The 19,596-nt window shown below is 33.0% G+C and carries 19 protein-coding genes; 7 read left to right on the top strand and 12 right to left on the bottom strand.

Annotated features, from left to right (window positions below; all coding sequences use genetic code 11):
* Nucleotides 1-40: 40 nt before the first annotated feature.
* On the bottom strand, nucleotides 41-469 hold the full coding sequence (locus tag OF897_RS12700) for a DoxX family protein (protein WP_267266060.1): 429 nt from the start codon (nucleotides 467-469) through the stop codon (nucleotides 41-43).
* Between the two features lie 67 nt (nucleotides 470-536).
* Nucleotides 537-1,412 (bottom strand): GTPase Era, encoded by an 876-nt coding sequence (era, locus tag OF897_RS12695; RefSeq protein ID WP_267266059.1) that lies wholly within the window; start codon nucleotides 1,410-1,412, stop codon nucleotides 537-539.
* 129 nt (nucleotides 1,413-1,541) lie between these two features.
* On the opposite strand from era, the gene OF897_RS12690 reads away from it, so the two are divergent.
* The 3 genes from OF897_RS12690 (at nucleotide 1,542) to OF897_RS12680 (ending at nucleotide 3,363) form a co-directional block, all read left to right on the top strand.
* Nucleotides 1,542-2,105, top strand: coding sequence for a Crp/Fnr family transcriptional regulator (locus OF897_RS12690; protein WP_267266058.1), 564 nt, complete (start codon nucleotides 1,542-1,544; stop codon nucleotides 2,103-2,105).
* Nucleotides 2,106-2,216: 111 nt separating this feature from the next.
* Nucleotides 2,217-2,543: a DMT family transporter gene (locus tag OF897_RS12685; protein ID WP_267266057.1), complete on the top strand. Its 327-nt coding sequence runs from the start codon at nucleotides 2,217-2,219 to the stop codon at nucleotides 2,541-2,543.
* Between the two features lie 94 nt (nucleotides 2,544-2,637).
* Complete coding sequence (locus OF897_RS12680) at nucleotides 2,638-3,363, top strand: T9SS type A sorting domain-containing protein (protein ID WP_267266056.1); 726 nt, start codon at nucleotides 2,638-2,640, stop codon at nucleotides 3,361-3,363.
* A gap of 47 nt (nucleotides 3,364-3,410) precedes the next feature.
* Here OF897_RS12680 and OF897_RS12675 read toward each other — a convergent pair whose 3' ends face one another.
* The 5 genes from OF897_RS12675 to gpmI form a co-directional block, all read right to left on the bottom strand.
* Complete coding sequence (locus tag OF897_RS12675; RefSeq protein WP_267266055.1) at nucleotides 3,411-4,178, bottom strand: class I SAM-dependent methyltransferase; 768 nt, start codon at nucleotides 4,176-4,178, stop codon at nucleotides 3,411-3,413.
* A complete protein-coding gene (gene map / locus OF897_RS12670) occupies nucleotides 4,178-4,987 on the bottom strand; it encodes a type I methionyl aminopeptidase (RefSeq protein ID WP_267266054.1) in 810 nt (269 codons plus the stop codon). Before map ends, OF897_RS12675 begins: the two co-directional genes overlap by 1 nt.
* Before the next feature lie 168 nt (nucleotides 4,988-5,155).
* On the bottom strand, nucleotides 5,156-5,587 hold the full coding sequence (locus tag OF897_RS12665; RefSeq protein WP_267266053.1) for a BT0820 family HAD-type phosphatase: 432 nt from the start codon (nucleotides 5,585-5,587) through the stop codon (nucleotides 5,156-5,158).
* 96 nt (nucleotides 5,588-5,683) lie between these two features.
* Nucleotides 5,684-6,664 carry an acyl-ACP desaturase gene (locus OF897_RS12660; RefSeq protein WP_267266052.1) on the bottom strand — a complete coding sequence of 327 codons (981 nt, stop codon included), beginning with the start codon at nucleotides 6,662-6,664 and terminating at the stop codon, nucleotides 5,684-5,686.
* Nucleotides 6,665-6,814: 150 nt separating this feature from the next.
* Complete coding sequence (gene gpmI, locus OF897_RS12655; protein ID WP_267266051.1) at nucleotides 6,815-8,356, bottom strand: 2,3-bisphosphoglycerate-independent phosphoglycerate mutase; 1,542 nt, start codon at nucleotides 8,354-8,356, stop codon at nucleotides 6,815-6,817.
* Nucleotides 8,357-8,493: 137 nt separating this feature from the next.
* Here gpmI and OF897_RS12650 point away from each other — a divergent pair, with 137 nt between their 5' ends.
* Complete coding sequence (locus OF897_RS12650) at nucleotides 8,494-8,817, top strand: translation initiation factor (protein ID WP_267266050.1); 324 nt, start codon at nucleotides 8,494-8,496, stop codon at nucleotides 8,815-8,817.
* A 1-nt stretch (nucleotide 8,818) separates the two neighbouring features.
* Here OF897_RS12650 and OF897_RS12645 read toward each other — a convergent pair whose 3' ends face one another.
* The 3 genes from OF897_RS12645 to OF897_RS12635 all read right to left on the bottom strand — a co-directional run bounded on the left by OF897_RS12645 (nucleotide 8,819) and on the right by OF897_RS12635 (nucleotide 13,929).
* The gene (locus OF897_RS12645; protein ID WP_267266049.1) at nucleotides 8,819-9,718 is read right to left on the bottom strand and encodes a leucine-rich repeat domain-containing protein; all 900 of its coding nucleotides are present in this window, start codon (nucleotides 9,716-9,718) and stop codon (nucleotides 8,819-8,821) included.
* Nucleotides 9,719-9,774: 56 nt separating this feature from the next.
* Nucleotides 9,775-11,925: an alkaline phosphatase PhoX gene (locus OF897_RS12640; protein WP_267266048.1), complete on the bottom strand. Its 2,151-nt coding sequence runs from the start codon at nucleotides 11,923-11,925 to the stop codon at nucleotides 9,775-9,777.
* A 168-nt stretch (nucleotides 11,926-12,093) separates the two neighbouring features.
* Nucleotides 12,094-13,929, bottom strand: coding sequence for a cytochrome-c peroxidase (locus tag OF897_RS12635; protein WP_267266047.1), 1,836 nt, complete (start codon nucleotides 13,927-13,929; stop codon nucleotides 12,094-12,096).
* A gap of 154 nt (nucleotides 13,930-14,083) precedes the next feature.
* On the opposite strand from OF897_RS12635, the gene OF897_RS12630 reads away from it, so the two are divergent.
* Nucleotides 14,084-14,938 (top strand): nucleoside phosphorylase, encoded by an 855-nt coding sequence (locus tag OF897_RS12630; protein WP_267266046.1) that lies wholly within the window; start codon nucleotides 14,084-14,086, stop codon nucleotides 14,936-14,938.
* Nucleotides 14,939-15,007: 69 nt separating this feature from the next.
* Here the strand turns inward: OF897_RS12630 and OF897_RS12625 are convergent, their stop codons facing one another.
* Nucleotides 15,008-16,369: a hypothetical protein gene (locus OF897_RS12625; protein WP_267266045.1), complete on the bottom strand. Its 1,362-nt coding sequence runs from the start codon at nucleotides 16,367-16,369 to the stop codon at nucleotides 15,008-15,010.
* Between the two features lie 406 nt (nucleotides 16,370-16,775).
* Here OF897_RS12625 and OF897_RS12620 point away from each other — a divergent pair, with 406 nt between their 5' ends.
* Together OF897_RS12620 and OF897_RS12615 are read left to right on the top strand one after the other, a co-directional pair.
* Nucleotides 16,776-17,075, top strand: a complete 300-nt coding sequence (locus tag OF897_RS12620; RefSeq protein WP_267266044.1) for a hypothetical protein — start codon at nucleotides 16,776-16,778, stop codon at nucleotides 17,073-17,075.
* Nucleotides 17,076-17,196: 121 nt separating this feature from the next.
* Nucleotides 17,197-18,006 carry an enoyl-ACP reductase FabI gene (locus OF897_RS12615; RefSeq protein WP_076558190.1) on the top strand — a complete coding sequence of 270 codons (810 nt, stop codon included), beginning with the start codon at nucleotides 17,197-17,199 and terminating at the stop codon, nucleotides 18,004-18,006.
* Between the two features lie 141 nt (nucleotides 18,007-18,147).
* On the opposite strand, the gene OF897_RS12610 is transcribed toward OF897_RS12615, so the two are convergent.
* Nucleotides 18,148-19,587, bottom strand: a complete 1,440-nt coding sequence (locus tag OF897_RS12610) for a glycoside hydrolase family 30 protein (protein WP_267266043.1) — start codon at nucleotides 19,585-19,587, stop codon at nucleotides 18,148-18,150.
* Nucleotides 19,588-19,596 lie beyond the last annotated feature (9 nt).

Genomic DNA, 19,596 nt, shown 5'->3' with positions numbered 1-19,596 from the left:
AAACGAAGTTGTTTCGGGATTTTTTTTATATAATGTTGTTTTACCAATCTGAAGCTCTTCTTCGTTTTTCGATCATATGATCTACAGAAAATTTTCCTGCACCTACAGAAATGATTATTAAATATATCGAAAGATATAATAAACTCAATTCTCTTTTATCAAACGGATCTGCTCCGTGAACTACAAATCCTGCAATGATCATTGTAAACAGTAAAAATCCTGCTGCAACTCTTGTGAATAATCCTAAAATAATAAAAATAGAACAGACAAATTCAGCAAAAACCGTTAAAATCAGCGAAACGGTAGAACCTAGCCCAAGAAAATCATAAAACTGTATTTCGCCACCATTAATTAAAGTCTGAAGTTTTGGAAATCCGTGAGAAATCATCGCAAATCCTACAAACAATCTTACAATAAATATAACGACATCTAAAATGATGGGATTAGTTTTTGTATTTAAGTAGCTCATTGTATGAAAATTTAAATTAAAGATAATAAAAATCTTTTAATACAACGATGGATATTGACTTTTTAGTCTATCTGTACCCAAAATTCTTTAAATCTCTGTCGTTTTTTCTCCAGTCTTTTTTCACTTTTACAAAAAGATTCAAATGGATTTTTTTAGCAAAGAATTTCTCCAAATCAATTCTTGCTTCAGTTCCAACCTTCTTAATTGCTTCACCTTTATGACCGATGATGATCCCTTTTTGAGTATCTCTTTCTACATAAATAATAGAATCGATAAAGATAATTCCCTCTTTTTCTTTGAACATTTCTGTTACAACTTCTACCGAATAAGGAATTTCTTTTTCATAATTTAAGAGAATTTTTTCTCTGATTGCCTCATTTACGAAGAAACGCTCCGGTTTATCGGTGTACATATCTTTATCATAGTACGCAGGACTTTCAGGAAGCATTGATTTTAATTTTGGTAAAATAATATCAAGATTAAAAGCATTTAATGCAGAAATAGGAAGAATTTCAGCTTTAGGAATTCTTTCATGCCATTCTGTTGCTATTTTTTCAAGACCTTCCTGATTGGTTTGGTCAATTTTATTTAATAATAATAAAACCGGAACTGGGATTTTGTTTAATTTATCAATTAAAAATTCAGATGGTTCAGCTTTATCAGTAACATCTACAATGAAAAGAAAAACGTCTGCATCCTGTAAAGAATCCTTCACAAAATCCATCATTTTTTCCTGCAAACCGTATTTCGGATCCAAAACTCCGGGAGTATCAGAAAATACAATCTGTAAGTCTTCTTCATTATAAATTCCAAAAATTCTATGTCTAGTTGTCTGAGCTTTCTGCGTTACGATAGCCAACTTCTCTCCCATCAATTGATTTAAGAGTGTTGATTTTCCGGCATTTGGCTTTCCAACGATATTTACAAATCCTGCTTTATGCATATAAAAAAATTAAATCGCTTTTATTACGATTTGCAAAGTTACTAAAACAAAATTTGGATTTTGGACTATATCTAAAATTAGATGCTTAAAAAAGTCTATTTTTGAAAAATAATTAATCCTGACTTTCTCATGGAAATCGATCAGATCATCAATAATATCTTTCCGCTTCCGGAATTGTCTAAATTCAATTTAACCCAACATATTTCTGAAATCAGCCACCCAAAAGGATTTTGTTTGATGGAAGCCAATAAAGTTGTTTCCTATATTTATTTTCTAAAAAAAGGAATTGTTCGCGCTTATGCATCAACCGAAAATAATGATATTACTTTTTGGTTCGGAACTGAAGGCGAACCCGTAGTTTCTATGAAAAGTTATGTAGATGAAAAACCGGGTTACGAAAGTATAGAGCTTCTGGAAGATTGCGATTTTTATGTTTTGGAAACTTCAAAGCTAAAAATTTTATTTAATGAAGATATTTACATTGCAAATTGGGGACGGAAATTTGCTGAACGAGAATTGGTGAAAACGGAAGAATTAATTATTTCCAGACAATATAAAACGGCTTTGGAGCGATATAAAGACTTACTCAAAGAAAAACCCTATTTACTGCAAAGAGTTCAGCTTGGTCATATTGCTTCTTATTTGGGAATTACGCAGGTTAGCTTGAGTAGAATTCGTGCAGAAATGAAATGAGTTTTGAGTGATGAATTATAAATTATGAGTTTGAAAAAGTTCATTTTTTAACATTTGTAAAATTTTAAACCAGTTTAAAATCTCAAATTTGTGGTATAAAATTATTTAAGAATGAACTGGATTATTTTAATCATTGCAGGATTATTTGAGGTGGCTTTTGCATCATGCCTGGGAAAAGTAAAAGAAACAACCGGAAACGAAATGTATTGGTGGTTTGGAGGATTTTTAGTTTGTTTAACAATCTCAATGCTTTTACTCATCAAAGCCACAGAAACTCTACCAATTGGAACCGCTTATGCAGTCTGGACCGGAATTGGCGCTGTAGGAACTGCATTGGTTGGAATTTTAGTATTTAAAGATCCCGCAAGTTTTTGGAGAATATTTTTCATATGTACATTGATTGGCTCTGTAGTTGGCTTGAAAGCCGTTTCGTATTAAAAATAGTTTTGATAAAATTTAATTTTAACAAATATTAATTTTTATCACCTTTTGTAGAATAGTTTATTTTTGTATCTTTAAAAGAAAAATAATCATGAAAAAAGCCCTACTCTTTTTAACAATAGCAAGTAATCTCGCCTTTGCTCAGAATGCAGATCTTTTCAACAACAATTGGTACATTTCGCAGATAACCTTAAATGGACAAACAACAACTTCGCCTGCAATGTCTCAAGGATTACCAAACTCTGCATTTATTCAGAACAGTTCAGGATATGTTTTTAATTCTCAATATTTTAATACTGCAGGAGTAAATATTAGCTTTTCACAGACACAGAATTCTTTTACAAAAAATGGTGGAGGTTGTACTTTTGCCGATTATCACGGAACCAATATGCAAGCTGCACAGGAATATGACCAAAAACATTGTGACTTTTACGTAGGCAGTATTCCTTCTTCAGGAAACGTTCCCAATGGAACTGTTTTTAATTATGAAATTGTAAATAACGGTTCTTATAAAATACTTATTGTTACAAATTCGGCAAATGGAAATAAAGTATATTACAACAGTGCATTTCTTGGGACAAAGGATATTGCTATGAAAAAATCATTTAAAATATATCCAAATCCTTCAAGCGACTTTTTGGTTGTTGAAGATTTAGAGAAAAATTTAAAAGTGAAAATTTATGATCTATCCGGAAAGTTATTATTTGAAACATTATCTTCAGGGAAAACATTGAAAGTAGATGTAAGTAATTTTCAAAAAGGTCAATATCTTTTAAATATTGAAAATTTTAAATCTGAATTTTTTATTAAGAATTAAAATCTTATTTAACAAACAAAAAAGGCTTCAAATTTTGAAGCCTTTTTTTATTTCTTTAAAACGATTGGTAAAATTTCGTTTTGTCTTAAACCATATTTTCTTATTTCTTCATCGGAAAACTCTTGAGAATAAAAGTTTGCTTCAACTTCAAAACCAGCGCTTTTTAAACGGTCAAAATAATCCATTCCGTACCAGCGAACATGATCATACTGTCCGAAATGTTTTTGTCGTTCTTTTGGATCTGTAATGGTGAAATCTTCATAAGTTTTCTCCAAAGAGTTTTTCATCGGAACCTGTAAAATTCCCCAACCTCCAGGTTTCATCACTCTGTATAACTCACTCATTGCTTTTGCATCATCCTGAATATGTTCCAAAACATGATTACAAAAGATGATATCAAAACTCTCATTTTCAAAAGGTAAATTTAAAATATCTGCTTTTACATCTACAATCGGCGAATACAAATCTGCCGAAATATAGTTGAGATTGCTCATTCTTTTAAATTTTCTCAAAAATTCCTGTTCGGGAGCAATATGTAAAACTTTATAATTTTTAATGAAAAAATCGGTTTCATTCTGAAGATAAAGATACATTTGGCGGTGTCTCTCAAGACTCAAAGTTCCGGGAGATAATGCATTTTCCCTTTGCTTTCCGTATCCGTAAGGAAGAAATTTTCGGTATGACTTGCCATCAATAGGATCAAAAAATTGATCACCTTTAAAGAATTGATAAATCAAAGGTCGCGCCCAAATACTCATTTTAATAAGCATAGGACGTGGAACTTTATTTAATAAAAACTTAGTCAGCCTTTTCATTAAAAATCCAATTGAAATCGCTTTTCTTCATCACTTACAATCCCTAAAGCCTCGTAAATATAATCAAAAGTTGAAAGCAAAACCGGTTTACCATTGATTACACAAACGTCATGCTCAAAATGTGCAGAAGGCTGATTATCAAGTGTTGTAACCGTCCAACCGTCATTGTGGAATTTAACTTTTTCAGTTCCCAAATTAATCATCGGTTCGATAGCAATTGCCAAACCATCTTTTATAACTTTTCCACTTCCCTGTTTCCCGTAATTCGGAACTTGAGGATCTTCGTGCATTTTCTTGCCTAAACCGTGACCAACAAGCTCTTTCACCACACCATAACCTTCTTTCTCGCAATGCTGTTGAATAGCATGAGAAATATCTCCGATTCTTTTTCCTCTAATGCATTGCTCAATCCCTTTGTAAAGAGATTCTTTAGCAACTTTCAGTAATTTTTTAGTTTCAGGCTTTACTTCACCAATTTCAAAAGTATAAGCATGATCACCAACGTAACCGTTAAGAATTGCACCACAATCCACAGAAAGTACATCTCCTTCCTTAATTTCTTCTTTATTTGGAAAACCGTGAACAACTTGTTCGTTTGGTGAGATACAAAGAGAATTTGGAAAACCTCCATATCCTAAAAATGCTGGTTCAGCACCGTGATCTTTAATAAAATCGTGTGCTAATTTATCTAAATATAAAGTAGTAATTCCCGGTTTGATTTCTTTTGCCAACATTCCTAATGTTCTGGAAACCAATTGGGCACTTTCTTTCATAAGACGAAGTTCGTCTATCGTTTTTAATTGAATCATTTTTTTGTTTAGATGTTAGATACTAGATGTTAGAAGTTAGACTTACAGCTTTATGAATATTTATAAGTTCTGATAAATTTCTAAGCACCTATATTTTCTGATCAATTTTTAATTAAAAGTAGAAATTATAAACTAAATTCTAACATCTAGCTTCTAACTTCTCAATTTCTACCAGAATAATCCTTTTTTCTTTTCTTTTTTTAATTTTGAATAAGCTAATACTTCTTTACCTTCAACACGGAATTCAATTCTTTCGTTGATGATGTTATAGATTTCTCCCCAACCCGGAAAGCCACCAAGATTTCTGTCATCAATAAACCAATCGGCATCTAATTTTCTCGACTGTGCTTCAGAATCAAAAACTTCTCCTTCAAAACTTGAGTTAATTGCGTAGAACTCAATACCATTCTGTCTGCAGAATTCTACAGCTTCATCTAAAGTTTTTCCGTGTCTGTATGTCCAAAGTATCAGTCTAAAACCTTGAGACTGAAGTTTTTTAAGGGTTTCGAAAGCGAAAATTTTAGCTTTTCCAATCGCCGGATATGCATCGTCTACGATAGTTCCGTCAAAATCAACAGCAATTTTCTTATTATTTAACATTTTGTTGCGTTTTTAGCTGGGCAAAGATAGTAAATAAAAAAAAGAGTGCCGAAAAACATTCGACACTCCAATTTATAATTTATTGTTAAAATCTAATTATTTTTTAACCCAAGAGAATTCATACTGTAAATCAGGAGTAGAAATTCTATCTGTGATTTTCTGTAATCTTGATGGAAGTTTCATCAAGTATTCCTGTGCTTTTTCAGCTTTTTCAGTAAGACCGGTAATATGCTCAATCTTCCATTCGTCCAAAAGATCTTTCATAATATTGATATAATCCTGACCTGTGTAAACCATACATCTTTGTGCTGCATCTGAGAAATGTCCCCAAAGTTCACCAGCTTTTTGACCAGATTGTCTCATCATGTGAGCCGGCATAACAATTTTTTTGCGCATCATATCTTCAAACGCTAAAATCATTTCTGAAGGATCTAGTTCTAATATTTTTGCTACAAAATGCTTGTAAGCTTTTGCGTGTCTTGCTTCATCTGCTGCAATTACACCGCACATTTTTGCCAGTTTTCCGTTTCCTGTTTGTTTTGCCAATGTACCTACTCTTCTATGAGAAACGTTGGTTGCTGTTTCCTGAAAACTTGTGTAGATGAAATTTCTGTAAGGATCCATACTTGTTCCGATATCAAAACCATCACTAATCAGATATTGAGTGGTAATTTCCATCTGTCTCATGTTGACTCTACCACATAAATACAGGTATTTACCAAGTAAATCACCGTGTCTGTTTTCTTCGGCAGTCCAAGATCTGATCCAGCTTGCCCAACTCGGTCCACTTTTTTCCTGATCAATTCCGTCAACGCTCATTAGCCAAGATTCGTAAGAAGGTAAAGCTTCTTCAGTAATACAATCCCCAATCAATGTTACAAAAAGATCATAAGGCATTTCTTGAGCGAAAGTTTGAATTTCTTCTAAATCATATTTAAAATCAGAGCTAGAAGGATCTGGTAAATAATCTGAAGGCTGCCAGATTTTTTCAATTGGAGTCAAAAACTTATCGAGAAAAGAACCAACTTCCTTTTCCAAAATACCCATTACTTCTTTTCTTACGAGCGCATTATACATCAATAATATAAATTTATAATTTACAAAGATAAGATTTATTTATTATTTGTGACATAATATAATATGTGACTCATACTATTTCTGACATAAATCATAAAAAATACCGCTATCACTATGATAACGGTATTTTTACAGTATTATTACTCAATTTTAGCTCACTAAAATATCTCCTGTCATAACTGCTGGAATTTCAACACCCATTACCGATAAAATGGTTGGTGCTACATCGCCTAATTTTCCTGGCTTTAAATCCCAGTTTTTTTCTTTATCCATTACAATTAACGGAACCAAGTTGGTCGAATGCTGTGTGTTTGGAGAGCCATCTGAATTAATCATTACATCAGAATTTCCATGATCTGCCAAAATGAAAACCGCATAACCATGTTCGTAAGCCATCGTTGCCACTTTTTCGATACATTTATCTACTGTTTCAGCTGCTTTTACGGCGGCTTCGAAAACTCCTGTGTGACCAACCATATCTGTATTTGCAAAATTTAAACAGATAAAATCAGCGGTTTCATTTTCCAATTCCGGTAAAATTGAATTGGTAATTTCGTATGCAGACATTTCGGGTTTCAAATCGTAAGTAGGAACATCTTTTGGGCTTGGACAAAGCAATCTTTTTTCACCATGAAACTGCTCTTCACGACCTCCCGAAAAGAAAAATGTAACGTGAGGATATTTTTCTGTTTCAGCAATTCTGATCTGGGTTTTCCCATTTCTCTCTAAAACTTCTCCCATCGTATCTTTTAAAACTTCTTCATCAAAAACTACATTTACATTTTGATAGGTTTTATCGTAATTGGTTAATGTTACATAATGAAGATTTAGCTTTCGCATAAAATATTCAGGCATATCGTGCTGACAAAGAACTTCTGTAATCTCACGACCTCTGTCTGTACGGAAATTGAAGCAAATCACAACGTCATTATCAACTATTTTTCCGACAGGAACAACGTTTCCAATCTGAGTTTCTTTAACTAAAATAATTGGTTTGATGAATTCATCTGTAACATTTTCGTCATAAGAAGCTTTAATTGCAGCTAAAGCATTTGTAGTCTGCAAACCAACCCCTTCTACCATTGCATCGTAAGCCAATTTCACACGTTCCCATCTTCTGTCACGATCCATTGCGAAATATCTTCCGGTAACAGAAGCTAATTCACCCGTTGTCTCGTTCATATGATTCTGAAGTTCTTCAATAAATCCTAAACCTGAATGGGGATCGCAATCTCTACCGTCTGTAAAAGCATGAACATAAACATTTTCATTTAAGCCAAAATCTTTCGCAGCAGACAATAATCCTTTTAAATGATTGATATGCGAATGTACTCCACCGTTGGAAACCAAACCGATAAAGTGGACATTTTTATTTTCCAATTTTGCATAAGCAAAAGCTTCCTGAATTACTTTTTCATGTCCTAAAGTTCCGTTTTCGACAGCCATATTTAGTTTTACCAAATTTTGGTACACTACTCTACCTGCTCCCAAATTCATGTGCCCCACTTCAGAATTTCCCATCTGTCCCAACGGAAGACCAACTGCCAAACCGCTTGCTTCTAAAGTGGTGTGAGGAAATTTCTGATAACAGCTATCTATAAATGGTGTATTTGCCTGATCGAGTGCAGAAACGTTAGGATTTGTTCCCAAACCCCATCCGTCAAGTATTGCCAATATTGCTTTTTTAGACATTTTATTTTGATTTTTAAACAAACAAATTTATTGATTTTATGATGAATTCGAGAATTTTAGAACTTAAATTTCTTATAAATGCTGAAAAGCTTCAACGAAAATTATAATCAATAAAGTTTTATTTATAATTTTGCTTTATGGATTTACGAGATCAATTAAAAAACCTTTTTCCTCAGCATGAAGAGCAGGATTTTCATATGCCTGAAGAAGAATTTAAGCAGAAGGAACCTTTGGTTTGCAAATTTGAAAAGAAAGGCAGAAACGGAAAACCTGTAACGATTGTTGAAGGTTGGGAAGGCAGCGAAGAAGATTTGAAAAAGATTTCAAAAAAAATAAAAACCACTTTAGGAATCGGTGGTTCTGAAAAAGATAACACCATTATCATTCAGGGTGATAACCGTTATAAAATCATGGCAATTCTGAAAGATTTGGGTTACAAAACGAAAAGAGTCGGCGGATAATTTAAAAATAAATCTGTGTTTGAGGCATCAAAGCTTTAAGCTTTTCTATTGTTGATTTATCCATCGGATTTCCTGCCAAAATAAGGGTTTTAAGATTTTTCAATTGAGCGAATTCTTTAGGAAGGTCTTTCAACTGATTGTGTGCAAGATTCATGCTGACAACACTTCTTAATCCTTTTACTTTTGGCGAAATTTCTTTAAGATTATTCTCACTAACATTTAAAAACTCCAGATTTTTAGATTTAAACATTATTTCCGGTAGTTTTACGATTGAATTTTGTTGTAATTCAAGATATTTCAGCTTTTCAGGAAATTTCACATCTGTTAAATCATTGATTTGATTGGCTGCAAGATTGAGATATTTTAAATTTTTAATCTGATCTAAATCTTTTGCTACAAAACTAATTTGGTTACTGGAAAGATTGATTTCCTCCAACGCTGATATTTTAATTAAAGCTTCAGGAAAAACATTCAGATTATTGGCATCAAAATGAGCAACTTTTAGATTTTGAAGTTTTGAGAAATTCTTATTTACTTTTGTTAAGCTATTCAAATTCATCGAGAAACTTGTCAGATTTGTCAGTTCGCCAATTTCGTCAGGAATAAATTTAATGCTGTTTGCATTTAAATTCAATATTTCAAGTTTTTTAAGCTTAAAAATTTCATCATCCATTTTCTCTAGTTTATTTCCCATTAAATTCAGAAAAAAAAGAGAATCCATTTTTGAAAGCTCAGGAGAAACATTGAAAATACCTTTATCTCTAAAACTCATGCTGTAAATGGTTTTATCGCTTTTTAAAGCATCCTCTATGTCTGTGTAAGTAGGATATTTTAAAGGATCAATCTGTGCGTAAATATTTGACAAAGAAAATATTGTAATGAGATAAAGTAGTTTTTTCATAATAAAAAAAGCCACCGACAAAGAAAATGTCGGCAGCTGAGAAAGAAAGTTAGTAATTATTTTTTAAGAATTTTTACAGTTTTCTGGAAACCGTCTGCTTCGATGTTCAACATCAAAACTCTTGAAACCTGAAGTTGAGAAGTGAAATCTAATTCTAATGAAGAATTTGATCCTGTAAACTTCTTGCTGTAAACAATTTTACCATCCATACTGTAAGCTGTTACAGAAAGGTTTTTAAGTGCTTTTGGAGAATTTATTTTTACCAAACCTGAAGTAGGATTCGGAGAAACTGTAACTTCTGTCTGGGTAACAGCTTCTGTGGTTCCTAAAGTTCCGCTTGCTCCTAAAAACTGCTGAAGCGCTATAACCATTGTCGCAGATTTACCTTTATAATCGATTATATTTCCAGTTGCGTCAATATCTGTAGAAATCGTAGAATCCGGATGCTGAACAGAGAAAAACCCGAATTTATGATCTGGAGTAAACGTCAATCCTGTTGGTTCTGAACCTGCAGGCATAGAAGCAAAAAGTCTTACATTAGGATTTGCCTGAGTGTGAGTCGGCGCAACTACCCAAATATAATTTTTCCCGCCATCCTGAAGAACCCAAAGATTTCCAAGTTCGTCAAATGTTAAGTTATCATTACCATCACCCCAAGTTTCTGTTTTAACTCCTTGAGCGGTGTTGAATGAATATTGTGTATTTAATCCGCCAACGAACACTTCTACTTGTGAAAGAGTACTTCCGTTGTCCTGCATACTGTAAACTTTATTCAAGCCCTTTGCTGTAAAGTAAACTTTTCCGTCAAGTGGGCTTATTTCAACATCTTCAATACCGTTAAATGATGTTCCACCAAGAGATTGTGCTAAAGCTGTTGTATTATTTTGGTCAGCCTGAGTTTTGTTAGGAATCTGAACCCATGATGCAGTCGTTACAACCGGATCTCCGTTTGATAATCCCTGATCTAATTTCAATACATATAAATTTCCAGATGCAAGATTGTTTGGCGTATCCATTACATATTTATAAACCATGTTTGTTCCGCCATCTTCGCCGTAATATGCTGTAGTTCCCGCATTGTTAATCACTACATTTTCGTGATTCATAATTCCCATCTGCCAAAGTTTATCTTTGGTTCCATTGGTATTGTGAGACATAACCTGAGCTGTTGCAGGATCAATTTCAACCAACCAGCCGTAATCTTTGTATCCGTCTGCATTGGTATCGTTTCCTGTAACAGACTCTTCAGCGGTAACAATTGTTCCCCAAGGTGTAACTCCTCCAGAGCAGTTTCTGATTGTTTGTACCAAACTTGTAGCAGAAAAACTTACACCTCTTGATTTTGTTAACTGCCAAAGTTTTGTAGAAGTATTATAATTAATTTCAGCCATTGTCACTCCACCAGGATTGGTTTCATGATTTACAGATAAATAACCGTTTTCACTGCTTGTATTTTTAGGAACATAACCTGTAAAATCGTTTTGTCCTCCGACTAATCCTCCACCTTCTGTATAAGCATCACCTTCTTTAAGAATCATTTGAAATCTATGCTCTGCAGGAATAATTAATTTTGCAGTTTGACCAGTAGGAACAATTGATGTAAAGCAACTGATATGAGTTCCTGTACAAGTATTTGCAGGAGGTGTAGGTGTTGTAACAACCGTTTTAAGATAAGCATCAATAGTTAAATCAGAACTCGAAGCACTTCTGTTGTGTAATTCGATTGAAATTCTGTTAACTCCTTGTACAAATTTATTTTTAGCAATAGAAAAAACATTAATTGCCGTTTCTGCAGCACCATCAATGGTTGTACTCGAAAAAGTACTGTGAGAAACTGTTCCCGAAGGCATATTGTCTCTGATTACTTCTTCACCGTTTAAATAAACAATAATACCATCATCTCTTCTTACTCCAAATTCCATTGTGTTGGTTAAATCTGCCAAATTTACTGTGAAATCTTTCGTAAGATAAGCTGTGTCAACACCCGATATGAAAGCTGTTGTTACAGGATCTCCGTATCCTAATGGTCCGTTTCCTGAAGACCAAGTAGAAACATCATAATTGGAGTTTTTCCATGTTGCAGGAAGTGCAACGTCTGCGTCATTAAAACGCCATGAACTTTGAAGTCCAAAAATTGTAGTCTGAGCTTGTATTGCAGAGCTTGTAAGGAAAGCCAGCATCGCAACTGTAAGTAGTTTTTTTTTCATTTTTAATACTTTTTATTTTTCTGTTGCAAAACTATTTTATTATTGCGAAGCCTCTATTAATAAGGTTTTAAATAAATGTGAGTATAAATTAACAAATCAAAAACCTAATGTTACGTGGATTAACTTTATGTTAAATTATTTTGGAAATTAAATTCTAAGTAATAGATTTTATTTCGATTTTGTCTTGCTGATGTCTGTTAAAGAATTTAGAAAAGCGATAATCTGTTTTATTTCTAAAGGAGTAAGTTCCAATTTATCAGCTGGCAAAGTCTGATTTTTGATTTCTAAACCAAGACCTTCTGCTCCACCTTCATTGTAAAATTCTAAAACCTCTTCCAAAGTGTTAAAAGCTCCATTATGAAAATAAGGTTTTGTAAGTGCAATATTTCTTACAGTGGTTGTTTTAAAAGAATTTTCATAAATCCACGAGTCTTCTTTTTTGACATTACTTTTTATTCTTCCTCGGTCTGAATCTATTTCTAAAGGCAGATTTTGAACTGGTTTCTTAGTGATTCCCAAAACTTCAGATTCATTTTCATTAAAAAACGGTGGAACAAGCCCTGAAAAAAGAGGAGCAAAATGACAAGTCGCACAATTGGCTTTTCCCATAAAAAGATTAAAGCCTTTTTTAGCATCATCAGAAATTTCTTTTTCATTCCGCATAAATCGATCAAAATCACTATCGAAAGAATTTAATGAAGCTACATACGAGCTTAGAGCTTTGGAAAATGTCTGTTTATCAATATTTCCATTTTTATAAGCTTTCTTAAATGCTTTTTTGTATTCTGGATTTGTTTTTAGTTTTCTGATGATACTTTCGTAGCTTGTATTAAATTCTTCAGAATTATAAATAACGTGTTCCGCTTGCTGTTCCAAATAATACGCTCTCATATCATAGAAGAATCTTTTAGCAAAAACAGCATTATATAAGGAAGGCGAATTTCTTAAAACTGTTTTTCCTTCGACATTACTCAATGATTTTGTTTTCAAATCCGTGAAAGCATTTTCTGGAAGATGACAGGTTGCGCAACTCATTTTTCCGTTGTCGCTTAAAGTTTCATCATAAAATATTTTCTTTCCTAAACTTCTCAACTCATCATTATCTTCAGAGTCTTTTAATAATGTAAAGAAATATGGATTAAGAAAATCGCTGTTGAAAAAGTTTTTATTGGAAGCATTCCAACCTGAAAATTCCTGCAAATCATCTTTATTTCCGTCCCATTTCCCTAATTCTTCATAAATAGGCTGCAAATGTTTTTTATAAAATTCTATTCTGTCGAAAGTTTCGAAATCTTTGTTTTTTGAAAGATAATCTACAGCATCAGAAAACATTCTGTCTGCAATTCCAGTATTGTAATTTTTAAAATAAGAATCATTTTGGATGTATTTTTTCATTCCCTGAAAAGCATGACTTGCTTCTTCAGAAATATTTAAAGATCCCGGAGTATCAAAACCGGTAAGTCCCAAAGTATAAATCCTGATTAATTCTATTCTTAACGGAAGCGTTTTATTTTTACCTTGGCTTGTTCCGTTTTTAATTGAACTTAGATAAAAGCTATTGTAATTATTATAAAGAAAATTGGTAATGTCAATTATTTTATCTTTTTGCTCGTGTGCTTCATCGGAAAAAATTAATTCATCTAAAACCTGCAAACCTTCAGGAGGCAAAGTATAAGCAGTAGTTCCTGCAGCTTCAATTCTAAATAAAGGCGCTGCATTAAGATGCGTTTTTGAAAATTCAGGATAATGATAAGCAATATAAAATTCTATTTCTTTGTAAGAATTCCTTGTTTCGCTTAATGACTTTTGGAGTTCTTCTAGACTAATCTTTTCTTCTTTAAAAAGATCAACATCAGATTTTAGGTTTTCAAGTTTTAATTTAAAATCAGATAATCCTACTTTCACAAAATTATTTTCGTTCGTATGACCTTTGTCGATAGTTTTGAATGACATCACGGAAACTCCGATTAATAAAGCTAAAATAAGAAGTGGATAAGATTTCATGAAAAATTTTAACCACAAAACTATCACCTTTACATTACCACAATTTTAACAAGGAATTAAATAATGTTTATATTTTAATTCATTTAAATTTTACTACTTTTAATTCCCCAAAAATCAAAATAGAGATTCATATAAAATAATTTAAAAATAAAATATGCTAAATAAACTTGCAGCTTCAGAATTGGTACTGAACGATGACGGAAGTGTTTATCACCTTAATCTTTTACCCGAAGATATTGCCGACAAAATAATTTTAGTGGGTGATCCTGACAGAGTTCCCAAAGTTTCTAAATATTTCGATAAAGTAGAAATTAAAAAGAATAAAAGAGAATTTTATACCCACACCGGAACTTTGCGTGGTGAAAGAATTTCTGTAATGTCAACGGGAATCGGAACCGAAAACATCGACATCGTAATGAATGAACTTGATGCTTTAGTGAATATCGATTTAAAACAAAAAGAATTTAAAACAGAACATAAATCTCTGGAATTATTCAGAATGGGAACTTGTGGAAGCGTAAATCCGGATGTTCAGGTTGATAATATGTTGGTTACTCAAAATGTAGTTGGATTAGATGGCTTGATGCATTTTTATCAGGATTATCACTTTGAAAATGAGTTTTCAAAGCAGTTTTTTGATAAATTTCCTTACGAAAAAATCAAACCGATGCTTTATTTTTCTGAATGGTCCGAAGAATTAGGCGAATTATATAAAGATGCAAAATATCACGGAAATACGGCTACTTTCCCAGGATTTTATGCTCCACAAGGAAGACAGCTTCGTTTAAAAGCTTTGGATGAAAAATTTCTGGAAAATTTAAATGACTTGGGAATTACGAATTTTGAAATGGAAACATCTGCGATTTATGCTTTCTCAAAATTATTAGGTCATAAAGCAATTACCGTAAATAATGTTATCGCCAACAGAAGACGCGGCGAATTTTCTTCAGATCATCATACTTCTGAAAAAAATCTGATTGAATGGGTTCTGGAAAGAATTGTTAATTAGAAAACCTTTTAAATAAAGACAAAATAAAGAAGCTGACCTAATAAGATCAGCTTCTTCCCTATTAAAAAACTAAAATTCATTTATGGTAACAAAAAAATGTCCTGAATTTAAATTTTGATTTCCATTTGTAATATTTGTTACGTTGATTCGAATGTTTGAGTTTGATGTCATTCTTGGATTGCTGATTCCAAAATTATCATTTCCAGCAAAATCATTTGCAGGACTTACCACAATGGTTGCATTTGTAGAATTTGGTCTCAATGCTACCGGAATTGTTATATCAATGAAAGCTGTTCTTCCTGATTGAAGTCCAGAAATAGATACAGAAGGATTGGTTTCAAAGCTAATCATATTTTTATGAATACTCCCTTTTTCTCCTAATTTATACTGTCCGTTAACATCCAATTTTGTTGATGTATTGGGAGTATTCGTACCTATCCCTACGTTAGCAGATGAATCACCAAGAACAATTGCATTTGCCTGACTTGTAGTTGCTCCATTTCCTATTGCAGTAGAATTTTGACCACTTGCATTACTTCCCGATCCTAATGCTGTAGAATTATAAGCACTAGATTGAGAATTATATCCTAATGCCAAAGAGTTTTGTGCACTAGAATTACTTCCTGATCCTAAAGCTGTTGAATTATAGGCGCTTGTTTGAGAATTATATCCCAAGGCAATAGAATTTTGTCCTAAACCTTTACTCCCCGATCCTAAAGCAACAGAATTCTGTCCGGCAGTTTGAGCGTTTATTCCTATTGCTGTTTCTCCATTCGAAGTGGTTTTTGCGCCATGTCCCATTGCTAAAGATTGATAACCATCTGCCTGCGAATTAAAGCCCAATGCTGTACTTTCATTTGCTGTGGCTTTAGAATTCATCCCAAAAGCTTGTGACTGATATGCCGAAGCGGATGAGTTATAACCTATTGCCGTTGCATTCTGAGCTGCAGAAGATCCTGTACCAAATGAAGCAGAATTATTTACACCTAAACGACCTGCATTAACATTATTTACTTTAAAAACTAAATCATCCTGACTAGAAGTACCAAAATACATTGTTGTATTTGCTCCAGAACCTGATCCTGAATTTCCATTTGTCGTCCAACCTCCTGTAGCTCCTCCTCCTGAAGTAGAGTTTCCGGTTGATAAAATATTCCATTGAGAATTATTCCAATAATAAAATCCTGCAGGAGAAAATCCGCCGGTTCCGTTATTCCAGATTAAAAGTCCGGTTGCAGGCGAAGAAATTGTTGTATTATCGGTTGCAGAAGTAATCGCAACACTTGTAATTAATAATCCTTTATTTGTACTGTTTAAATGAAGAATTGAGGAATTATCAGGGGTTGTTGTTCCTATCCCAACCTGAGCTAATGCAATATTTGAACTCAAAGCAGCAGCAATGAGGGATAATTGTAATATCTTACTTTTCATTTTGATTTATTCAGTTTTCAAGGACAAAGGTATTGATTAAATCAACATAATTTCATTTATGTAATAAAAACCATTACATATTAATAAATATTTATGTATTTAATTTAATAATATGTAAAAAATAAATCAAATTTTAATATTTATAATAAAATTTTAATTGATTTTAAATGATAAAAATCCCAATTCCTACTTGCTTAACTCTAAAAAAACCATATTTTAGACTTCATAAATTACATATTTATATATCAATCAATATTTTAAACTAAATTATAAAGTTTATTATAATGCAGAAATCTAACTGTTTTAATTGAAAAAATAAACATTATGAAAATTTTAACAATGAAAATAAATCTTAGGAATAGTTCTTGTTTAAAACTATTGTATAACACTTAAATATAACATTATTATGGAAAATCAAGATTACAACAAAGCTGAAAAAGCAGTTGACAACACTGAAAACTCTCTAAGAAATGCAGCAACAGATGCAAAATGGAAAATTAGTGATTTGGCAGACAAAGCTAGAGATTATATCAACGAAAAAAGGAATAATGATGAAGAAGCAAACCAGGAAGATTGGTTCGAGAGAGTAAAAGCCAATGCATCAGAAACTTGGGAAGATATTAAAGACGGAGCAAATGATGCCTGGGAAAAAACAAAGGATGCAGCAGAAGACGTAAAAGCAGAATGGAATAAAAAAACAAACTAAGTTTATTAGTCTTTTATATATTATCAAAAAAAACGGAGTCTTTTTAGGAAGGTTCCGTTTTTTATTATGCTCTAAACACAAATTATTGCTACATTTGTAGCTTAATAAACATTAGAAAATTATGTCATACGGTTTACTTAAAGGCAAGAAGGGAATTATTTTTGGAGCCCTTAATGAACAATCTATTGCATGGAAAGTTGCAGAAAGATGTCACGAAGAAGGCGCTGAGTTTATCCTGTCAAACGCTCCAATTGCATTAAGAATGGGAGAATTAAACGGTTTAGCAGAAAAAACAGGTTCTGAAGTAATCGGCGCAGATGCAACTTCTATCGAAGATCTTGAAAAACTTTTTGATGCTGCTGTTGCAAAATTTGGTAAAATCGATTTCATCCTTCATTCAATTGGAATGTCTATCAACGTGAGAAAAGGAAAACATTATACAGAAATGAACTACGACTGGTTGGAAAAAGGTTGGGATATCTCAGCTGTTTCTTTCCACAAAGTAATGAGAGTGGCTTATGAAAAGAACTGTATGAATGAATGGGGAAGTATTTTAGCGCTTACTTATATTGCAGCTCAAAGAACATTCCCAGATTACAACGATATGTCTGATAACAAAGCTTATCTTGAAAGTATCGCAAGAACTTTCGGAAACTATTGGGGAGAAAGAAAAGTACGTGTAAATACAGTTTCTCAGTCTCCTACTCCAACTACTGCAGGAAGCGGTGTAAAAGGTTTCGGAGGTTTCTTAGGATATGCTGAAGACATGTCTCCACTTGGTAACGCAACTGCTCTTGAATGTGCAGATTACTGTGTAACTTTATTCTCAGATTTAACTAAAAAAGTAACGATGCAGAATCTTTTCCATGATGGAGGTTTCAGCAGTTCTGGAGTTACTCAGAAAGTAATCAGAAAATATGATGTTGAATAGTAGTTTTACAATTATTACTTAAATATAATTAAAAACCGAAGCAATCAGCTTCGGTTTTTTTTGCAAGAATTCTTGCAAAAATCAAACCTGTGGCACCAAAGGTGCCACAGATTCTTAATAATAAAAATGTTAATATGAAGTCTATAAAATTACGGTCTGTATAGAATGTGCAGGTGCAGATAACTTCGCCGACATCCCTTCAATCCAAAGATTGGTATCAATGTCATTATCAGAATCATTCATGATGACAGTAACTAATTGTCCGTTCTTGTTCATGAAAGTTGTTGAGGTTAAAGCAGCTCTGTTGGATGAACTTCCTATTCTCTGTGCATTTGGCTTAATGAATTTCGAAACGTGACCAACATAATAATATTCATACGTATAATGAACTTCTCCAGTTTTCGTATCTGCAATGATTGGGGCAAAACAGAAATTCCCAACATGGTTTGGTCCACCTGTTTCGTCAAGAAGAACATTCCAGTCTGTCCATAAAGCGGTTCCTTTATTGAAATCGTTGATCATATTTCTTCCGTATAATTCGCCCAATTTTACGTCATAAATTTTCGACATATCAAATTGTTCTTTACAACCTTCTGTAAATGCTAAGAATTTATCAGGAAATGCTCTTTGGGTTTCAGCTAAATTATCGAAAAGCTGAGTTTTATTATTCCATGTTTCGTACCAGTGATAACCGATTCCTGAAGCATATTTTGAAGTCTCTGGATCGCTTAATGTTGTTGTTGCTCTTTGATAAATTAAATCTCTGTTATGATCCCAGATCATCACTTTTTTATCTTTAAAACCATTTTTCCAAAGGGTTGGGCCTAAATTATTTTTCAGGAACTCCCCTTCTTCTTCAGCTGTGTAAATACAAGATTCCCAGCTTTGCGTTGCCATCGGTTCGTTTTGAACGGTCAATCCCCACACATTAATCCCTCTTTTTTCGTATTCCTTAATGAATTTCACGTAATAATCTGCCCAAGTTTGATAGAAAGCATTTTCCAGTCTGCCTCCTTTCAACATACTTTTGTTAGATTTCATCCAAGCCGGTGGACTCCATGGAGAAAAGTAGAAGGTAAAATCCTTTCCAATTGCTTTTTGAGCTTCTTTAATTAATGGAATTTTATACTTTTCATCATGTGCAACGTTGAATGATTTTAACGATTGATCATTTTCAGTTACATAAGTATAAGAGTCACTTGAGAAGTCACACGAGTTCATATTGGTACGAACAACAGTGTATCCCAGGCCGTTTTTACCATAATAAGCATCAATAATTTCTTTCTGCTTATTCTTTGGAAGTTTATAAAAAGTTTCTGCAGATGCATCGGTAATTGCCCCACCGATTCCGATTAATTTTTGATATTTAAAATCAGGATCCACAAAAATACAGGCATCAGTTTCTTTTGGCTGAGCCATTTTTTCGAATTTCACCGTTCCTTTATCAACCATTTTTTCGTTGGTCTTGGAGTTGGTGAAAATTATTTTCGCTGTTTTTCCTGCATTTTTTTTCCAGTAATTCTGAGCATTTGCATTAAAAAAAGCTCCCAGTACAAAACAACTTACTACTAGTTTCTTCATAATTTCTTT

Source organism: Chryseobacterium formosum (assembly GCF_026460885.1).
In the GTDB taxonomy this organism is placed as follows: domain Bacteria; phylum Bacteroidota; class Bacteroidia; order Flavobacteriales; family Weeksellaceae; genus Chryseobacterium; species Chryseobacterium formosus.
The sequence above is the reverse complement of the archived record's forward strand: the minus strand, read 5'-3'. Positions and strand labels throughout refer to the sequence as shown.

Bases quoted from the DNA above. Each gene is read 5' to 3' on its own strand.
- OF897_RS12700 (WP_267266060.1), bottom strand. From the start codon at position 469: ATGAGCTACTTAAATACAAAAACTAATCCCATCATTTTAGATGTCGTT.
- era (WP_267266059.1), bottom strand. From the start codon at position 1,412: ATGCATAAAGCAGGATTTGTAAATATCGTTGGAAAGCCAAATGCCGGA.
- OF897_RS12690 (WP_267266058.1), top strand. From the start codon at position 1,542: ATGGAAATCGATCAGATCATCAATAATATCTTTCCGCTTCCGGAATTG.
- OF897_RS12685 (WP_267266057.1), top strand. From the start codon at position 2,217: ATGAACTGGATTATTTTAATCATTGCAGGATTATTTGAGGTGGCTTTT.
- OF897_RS12680 (WP_267266056.1), top strand. From the start codon at position 2,638: ATGAAAAAAGCCCTACTCTTTTTAACAATAGCAAGTAATCTCGCCTTT.
- OF897_RS12675 (WP_267266055.1), bottom strand. From the start codon at position 4,178: ATGAAAAGGCTGACTAAGTTTTTATTAAATAAAGTTCCACGTCCTATG.
- map (WP_267266054.1), bottom strand. From the start codon at position 4,987: ATGATTCAATTAAAAACGATAGACGAACTTCGTCTTATGAAAGAAAGT.
- OF897_RS12665 (WP_267266053.1), bottom strand. From the start codon at position 5,587: ATGTTAAATAATAAGAAAATTGCTGTTGATTTTGACGGAACTATCGTA.
- OF897_RS12660 (WP_267266052.1), bottom strand. From the start codon at position 6,664: ATGTATAATGCGCTCGTAAGAAAAGAAGTAATGGGTATTTTGGAAAAG.
- gpmI (WP_267266051.1), bottom strand. From the start codon at position 8,356: ATGTCTAAAAAAGCAATATTGGCAATACTTGACGGATGGGGTTTGGGA.
- OF897_RS12650 (WP_267266050.1), top strand. From the start codon at position 8,494: ATGGATTTACGAGATCAATTAAAAAACCTTTTTCCTCAGCATGAAGAG.
- OF897_RS12645 (WP_267266049.1), bottom strand. From the start codon at position 9,718: ATGAAAAAACTACTTTATCTCATTACAATATTTTCTTTGTCAAATATT.
- OF897_RS12640 (WP_267266048.1), bottom strand. From the start codon at position 11,925: ATGAAAAAAAAACTACTTACAGTTGCGATGCTGGCTTTCCTTACAAGC.
- OF897_RS12635 (WP_267266047.1), bottom strand. From the start codon at position 13,929: ATGAAATCTTATCCACTTCTTATTTTAGCTTTATTAATCGGAGTTTCC.
- OF897_RS12630 (WP_267266046.1), top strand. From the start codon at position 14,084: ATGCTAAATAAACTTGCAGCTTCAGAATTGGTACTGAACGATGACGGA.
- OF897_RS12625 (WP_267266045.1), bottom strand. From the start codon at position 16,369: ATGAAAAGTAAGATATTACAATTATCCCTCATTGCTGCTGCTTTGAGT.
- OF897_RS12620 (WP_267266044.1), top strand. From the start codon at position 16,776: ATGGAAAATCAAGATTACAACAAAGCTGAAAAAGCAGTTGACAACACT.
- OF897_RS12615 (WP_076558190.1), top strand. From the start codon at position 17,197: ATGTCATACGGTTTACTTAAAGGCAAGAAGGGAATTATTTTTGGAGCC.
- OF897_RS12610 (WP_267266043.1), bottom strand. From the start codon at position 19,587: ATGAAGAAACTAGTAGTAAGTTGTTTTGTACTGGGAGCTTTTTTTAAT.